The sequence below is a fragment of the Zarconia navalis LEGE 11467 genome (genome assembly GCF_015207075.1).
Classification (GTDB): Bacteria; Cyanobacteriota; Cyanobacteriia; order Cyanobacteriales; family Geitlerinemataceae; genus Zarconia; species Zarconia navalis.
The window spans coordinates 1-6,535 of sequence record NZ_JADEXN010000307.1 but is presented as its reverse complement, the minus strand read 5'-3'; the positions used below and the strand labels follow the sequence as shown (position 1 = coordinate 6,535).

General features: G+C 46.1%; 6 protein-coding genes and 1 pseudogene. All 7 read left to right on the top strand.

Going from position 1 to position 6,535, the window contains the following annotated elements:
- Positions 1-124 (top strand): annotated as a pseudogene (locus IQ235_RS15460) (molybdenum cofactor biosynthesis protein MoeB); the annotation flags it as partial.
- Positions 125-1,339: 1,215 nt separating this feature from the next.
- The gene (locus IQ235_RS15455; protein ID WP_264322337.1) at positions 1,340-2,218 is read left to right on the top strand and encodes a DUF2589 domain-containing protein; all 879 of its coding nucleotides are present in this window, start codon (positions 1,340-1,342) and stop codon (positions 2,216-2,218) included.
- Between the two features lie 168 nt (positions 2,219-2,386).
- Positions 2,387-3,088, top strand: a complete 702-nt coding sequence (locus IQ235_RS15450) for a hypothetical protein (RefSeq protein ID WP_264322336.1) — start codon at positions 2,387-2,389, stop codon at positions 3,086-3,088.
- A 9-nt stretch (positions 3,089-3,097) separates the two neighbouring features.
- Positions 3,098-3,676: a hypothetical protein gene (locus tag IQ235_RS15445; RefSeq protein WP_264322335.1), complete on the top strand. Its 579-nt coding sequence runs from the start codon at positions 3,098-3,100 to the stop codon at positions 3,674-3,676.
- Between the two features lie 86 nt (positions 3,677-3,762).
- Positions 3,763-4,428 (top strand): hypothetical protein, encoded by a 666-nt coding sequence (locus IQ235_RS15440; RefSeq protein ID WP_264322334.1) that lies wholly within the window; start codon positions 3,763-3,765, stop codon positions 4,426-4,428.
- A 128-nt stretch (positions 4,429-4,556) separates the two neighbouring features.
- Entirely contained in the window at positions 4,557-4,925 is a 369-nt protein-coding gene (locus IQ235_RS15435; protein WP_264322333.1) for a hypothetical protein, read from the top strand.
- A 335-nt stretch (positions 4,926-5,260) separates the two neighbouring features.
- Positions 5,261-6,535: iron uptake porin (locus IQ235_RS15430; RefSeq protein ID WP_264322332.1), on the top strand; the 1,275-nt coding region annotated here is incomplete at its 3' end.

Genomic DNA, 6,535 nt, shown 5'->3' with positions numbered 1-6,535 from the left:
CGAAAAACTAATCGATTACGAACAGTTCTGCGGCATCCCGCAAGCTAAAGCCGAAGAGGAGAAGCAGAAAATGGCACTACCAGAAATGACTGTCACCGAACTCAAGCAGTTGATGGATAGCGGTGCGACCGTAGAATCCCAAAATATCCGGTGCCGTGCCCCAACTTACGCCATGATTTTGGGGAACTGATTCCGTCATCTGTGCTTCATGACATAGTGAAGCTGAAACTGGATTGGTTGTCTTTTGATGACAGATAGGTGAGATATAATCGCTCGGTTCTAAGATTAAGTCAAAAGCGAGAAAGTAGCGGACTAAGGTGCGTAAATCGACGCCCACTTTCCGAGCGTGGACTTTGCTTAGGGTATGGGTCGATAAGCCCGTTTTTTCGCTTAAGGTTTCTAAGGTGCAAGATTGGGTGTAATGGTTCCAAATTACCGCTTTCGATTTTGCTGTTTCAATTTTTTGAAATCCATGCTGGGTCAGGATAGCCACGTGTCTATGTCGTCGTCGAGGTTGAGACATGAGGAAATTACAAAAATAGAGAAGGTACCATCAGTTGCAGTCAAGCTTTGTCTGTCGTTCGTTAGTTCGATCGACTTGAAGCTCGATCGCTTTTTATCGTCGAGAATGCGCTTTTCTCTTCTTATATTGAGTATTTTGAATAGCATTTCAAAAAGACAGCGCAATACAACCGCGATGGCTGAATAAAATATATTCAGCCGCCGGAGCGCATCAAAACTCAAACAATATCGATCGAGTTAGATGTCATTAAGTTTCCCACCACCAAAAAACTGACTTTAGTGTATTTTTTAGAACTTGAACTCGAGCGAAAACCTATCTTGGCTAAAGTTCACAAGATGAATCACTCGAACGATCCGGAGTCGCAAAGGTTTTTGAGGAGAAGCACCACTTCCTAAATTTTTTGGATTCAGGAGTTTTGTGGAAACAGAAATTGTAATGATTGAGCTTGAGAATATCTTTACTCTAGCTCAGCTATTATGACACGAACCAAAATCAGATGTCTTTCCAAAATCGGAAAATTTTCCTCAATATTTAGCAGTAACGCAGTGAATGCTTCAAAGCTATATTCTGCCGTGCTGGTATCTCCTGAAATCCGGTGCGCGAGTACACATTTTGGGGCATTGTTCAGTCTGTATCTACTGTTCGGCTGGGAAAAATGACGATCCGACAACCCTTATTAAGAAAGGAATACAAGCATTTGTTGCGAATTGTGTAAAGTTACTTGCTTAAGTTCGCAAACTTCGATGGCGTTGCCATGCTGCTGCCTGTTAAAAATAATGCAGCCAACTAAACACCTTGACAAACGGAGTAATACTGATGAGCGCAGCACAAGGAAAAGAACTATCCTCTCTAGATTTTGGAGCGATGATTGGGGGACCGCTGACTGCGGTGGTGAAAGCACAGGCGCAATCGGCTCTGGCTTCCGCCCAGTTTATTAAGGAGGTGGGTTTCGAGCACGACAAGAAGGGCAAGATTACAAAGGCCATGAACGTTGAGTTTACTTATGAGAAACCGGTACCTGGTAAAGAACCAGGTACAACTACCAAGCAGAAAGCCTCTTTATCGGTTCCCATCCTGACCATCTTGCCGATTCCATTCATTCAAGTGGACTCCGCAGAAATTGCGTTCCATGCAAAACTACTCTCAGTGACGCACAACGAGCTGAAGGTGACCGATAAAGGCGGGGGTGAGGCAAATGTAGGTTTTGCTGGATTTTCCTGGCTGAGCAGCGCTCAGATGAAAGCGAACTATTCTCATCAGAGCAAGCGGCGCGAATCAGGAGAAATCCACGATACCTACGGCTTAGACGTGACTGTCAAGGCATCCCAGGCTGAGATGCCTGCGGGAATGGACAAGATGCTCAACATCCTGGAAGCTTTGGTCGAAGAGACGACAGCCGGTTCAGAAGATGATGACAATCCTAAATCAGCGGTAGCTATTGAGGCTAATTACACCTCAAGCACCACTACAGTAACAATCACTCCTGATGGTGGTAGTTCTGAGTTCGGAACAGAGAAGAAGACTGTTTCCATCTTGGATAAGAGTAATGCCGAAATGATTACACCTCAATCTGATGTTACCTGGCAGGATAATCAGATTACGGTCGTACAAAGTCTAGATTCCGGCACGTATACAGTGAAGCTCACAGTCCCCGGTCATAAAGAATCTACCTGTAACTTAACGGTGACTTCATAGGAGAAGAGTTGCTCGTAGGTCGTATTGATGAGAGCAGCGCAGTCGTGTAGTTGTCTCCTAGAAGCTGCAACCGATTCCAAAACCCATTTTACTTGGGTCGATAGTAATCTTTCCAAGCATCGACCCAAGTTTTCTCAACATCACCCGCACCCGAACCATTAGAAAAATATGACGACACTTGGAAATCTGCTAGGAGCCATGATGGCAGATGTGACCCACGCACGCCGAATTTCAGATGAGTGTGCCGTTCGTCTGGCGGAATACTATCAAAGCGAGCCATTGCTACAGGGCCTACCCGTACCTCGCCTGAGACTCCCAGAGGTGACGATCGATGTCCCTGTGATCGTCGATGGCTATCTAGACGGTTCGAGTCATCAAGTGAAAGAGTCTACTGAGTTAGTGGCTACTTTTTCGCAAGCCGCAAAATCGGTTTTAGAGACAGAAAAAGTTGCCATTGATGAGTTTGAAGCACAATTTCAGACAACATTTCCACCTCGACTGGAAGCCGCGATGCAAAAAACCTTTCAGAATTTTGAAGGTGTTTCCCTCAGAGTGCGAACCGTACGAGCGGCCCAACAGACCGTTGATGAAATCTTACGCGGGAGCGAGGTCGAAGTTTCCGCTCGAGTCAGAAGTTCGCTCCAAAGCGCATTTAAAAAGATGGCAGAGACTGAAATTTTTGAGTCGCCAGCTCTCGATTCGTCCATCTCTCTAAAAGTCCAATCGAATGAGGTTAAAGGTCACGCGAAGAGTGAGGAGAGTTACAAAACCGTCACGAATCTGCGCGTCGTTCTCAAAGAAGAAGAACTCACGTGGAATTATCTGACAAATTCAGATGGAACTAGCAGCTCTCAACTAATGATTCAATAGTTCAATATCATGCGTAGCGTTCAAAAAGAGCAGCTTCTCAATCACCTCGAACAAGTTTCATCTCTAACGAATGAGTATGCTAATTCAAATCCAAACTACGTAGAGAATATTGCGGCTTGGCTCGAAAGTGCAGAAAAAATTCTTCAACAGTTTCGCCACCCTATGGCATCTACCATTGCCACCGAACGCGGTAAAGTTCTGGCGATGAAAGATGGAAGAATTGATGCAAGACTCGTCGATCCGAGCGTACCGAAGCGAAAAGCGCAACGAATTGTGGCTTCAGCTTGCCTCAGTGGTGTTGTGAGTATTCTTAGCGAAATTGTCGAACAAATCGATCGAGAGTTCGACCAAATGAAAGAAAAAATTGCTCAACTACTTGCCATTTCATCAACCCGAGAACCCATCCCCATGCCGCCAGAAAACAATAGTCGAGAAGCTTGGCTGATGGGAATTTGGAAAAGTCTAGCCGGAGGTGAAACTCACAGTATGTACCAATATATCAACACGACACTTCCCATGGTCGATCGGTTGTATATTTTAGACCGTCTCCTGGATAACCTATTGGAATCCGTCGAGCCACCTAATTAAAGCGGTCTGGTTCTTTCGGATTTGGTGTAACCGTCCGCTTCACTTTTGTTCGCATCTAATCAACATTCACTTTGAGGATTTCAATCATGGCAGGAAATAACAGCCGGATACATGGATATAACCGTAACGTTTATGGCGATCGGCAGAAAAATTCCAAATTTCAAGCGTTTGATTGGGAAGAGAAGCGCCCTAGCAAGTTTTTATTTAAGTCAGTAGAAGGGTCTAATCCGGTCGTTGAAGATCATCAGGGACACATTGTTCCACAGGGGATGCTAAATCTAGTATTAGATCCTTTAAGCAGACGGGTTACAAGTTATACACAGTTACGAGAAATCAAGAAAAACGAGAAAAAACAGTATCCATGGATAAACAACGTTTTGAGCTACCTAGAAAAAATCACGGACAACAAGAATAATTATACAGTCGATAATTTCTTTTCAATTGTGACCTGGAACCCTGTCAATATTTGCCGAGCGCCAAGCGACAATAAAAGAAATGGTTACCCAGGAGAAAAAATCGACAAACAAGTTATAGACAGCTTAAAATTAATAATTGAAAGCAAGTACCTCAAAGACTATTGGTTGCCGTCTCTAGAAAAGTTAAAATCTGCCAAAAAGCCTGATGTTGAAGTCATAAATGAATACATCACCACTTGTTCGTCAACACTTTCGAGACAATTAGAAAATCCATTAGGTTATTACGCTTTTCCTTGGCACGAAAAGAATGGAATATTATTTCCAGGAAAAGAATAGTACGAAGAGATTTAGGAGGATTGACAAAGGTGGGAATACTCTTGTCTTGGCTTTAGTCAGTCCTTCAAATTGACAGTTGAAACAAACACAGATAAACTCATCTTACAAAGAGTAAGGAGTTTTCAAAAATGGGTCAACTCAAAGTCACTTATCTCGATGTTGCGGCTCAAGATCCACAAGAAATTGATGCGGATGGACATTACTTAACCAATAATCAGTTTGAATTCTACAAAGACTCGGTTGCCGGCGAACAACAAGTCCATGCTCTAGATGGTTCAGACATTGAACGGGTTGAAAACTTAGCCGAGCAAGCCAAAGCCACTGATAGCGGAAGGTACCAAATCATCTACTATGACGATCGAGAAACAGAAGACGTTCCGGCAGATGGATACCATGAAAACGGCGATTGGCTAGAATTTTATTGCGACTCTGTCGTTGGCGAAAAAGTCGTTCTCAGTCTCAAAAAAAGTCTGGTTCGACAAGTCGAGAGGATGTAAGTATTCGGGACTCGCCGACTCGTTTCTCTTCCCTGTTTCAAGGGAATAGGAGGCAAAATCAAGATCTTCATGTAAGCGATCGGGGCTTCTGAGCTTAAGATCGCTCACATTCGCGATCGCCGCCTCTAGACAAAAGTGATAATGATTATTATTATAAGTTTTGATTTGACCTGAGTTTCACCTGGGGTCGATCGCCAAATCTCAATACATCCAAAAAGCTTTACGGTCGTTATTGAATTTCAATTTCAATAACGAAATACCGTGGTGCGATAAAAGCAGAATTCAAGCGCCCTCCTAATCGGAGAGTGCGTCAAATCTTCGTGTGGAGGAGTGAAATGTCAAAAAGAAAATTGAAAAGATGTCCGAGTTGGCTTAAACTCAGTTCGGGAATGGCCGGTGTCGCCTCGATCGCCCTGGCATCGGGAGCGATCGCCCAAACCGCCACATCAGAACCCATCGCCGACGAACCGGTTTCGATCGATCGGGTCATCGAGTACGACACCATCGGTACCGATCGCATTCCGGGGGCGACGGAGTTAGAAACCCTCGATTCCATGGAGCAAGTCACCTCCGTTTCCCAACTTTCCGACGTACAGCCAACAGACTGGGCATTCCAAGCGCTACAATCCCTCGTGGAACGCTACGGCTGCATTGCCGGATACCCCGACGGAACCTATCGCGGCAACCAAGCCACCACCCGCTACGAATTTGCCGCTGGCTTGAACGCTTGCCTCGACCAAATCCTCAACTTGGTGGATGTGGAATCGGAAGTCACCACCGAGGATTTAGCCGTCATTCGCCGGTTGCAAGAAGAATTCGCCGCCGAACTCGCCACTCTGCGCGGACGAGTCGATGGCCTCGAAGCGCGCACCGCCGAACTCGAAGCCAACCAATTTTCCACCACCACCAAATTGACCGGACAAGTTGGGTTTGCCATCAGTAGCGTATTTGGGAACGAGAAACCGGGGGGCGAAAGTTTGGATAGCATTCCCGTCTTCAACAACCGAGTGCGCTTGCTGTTCAATACCAGTTTTACCGGGAGTGATGTGCTCCTCACCCGTCTCGATGCCCTGAGTGTGGTTCCTTTCGGTCCGGGAGAGGGAGACGAACCCAATATCACCGGAACCAGCATGACGCGCACGGCATTCGATGAAGGTTCCGACAACAGCGTGCGCCTGGGCAAATTGCTTTATAGTTTCGCTTTGGGGGACTCGGGACACTCTGGAGACCATGACGACCACGGACACGAAGACCACGGGCACGGACACGGACACGGACACGGCGCTTCGGGAGGGCCTTTAACGGTCTATCTCGATGCTGTGGGGGGCGAGTTTAATGAAAACTTCGTCAACTTCAACGAATTTTTCTCCGAAGAACTCACCGGGTCAGTCTCTCGTTTCGGACGGTTCAATCCCATTTACTACCAAGGCTTAGAAGGAACGGGGGCATCGCTGAATTACGATTTGGGGGATGCTGCGAGCCTTTCGATGGGGTATCTGGCCTTCAATGCCAACAATCCCGAGCCAAAGAACGGACTGTTTAATGGCAGCTATGGCGCGTTGGCTCAACTCGCCGTCTTCCCCACCGATGACCTGCGATTGGGATTAACC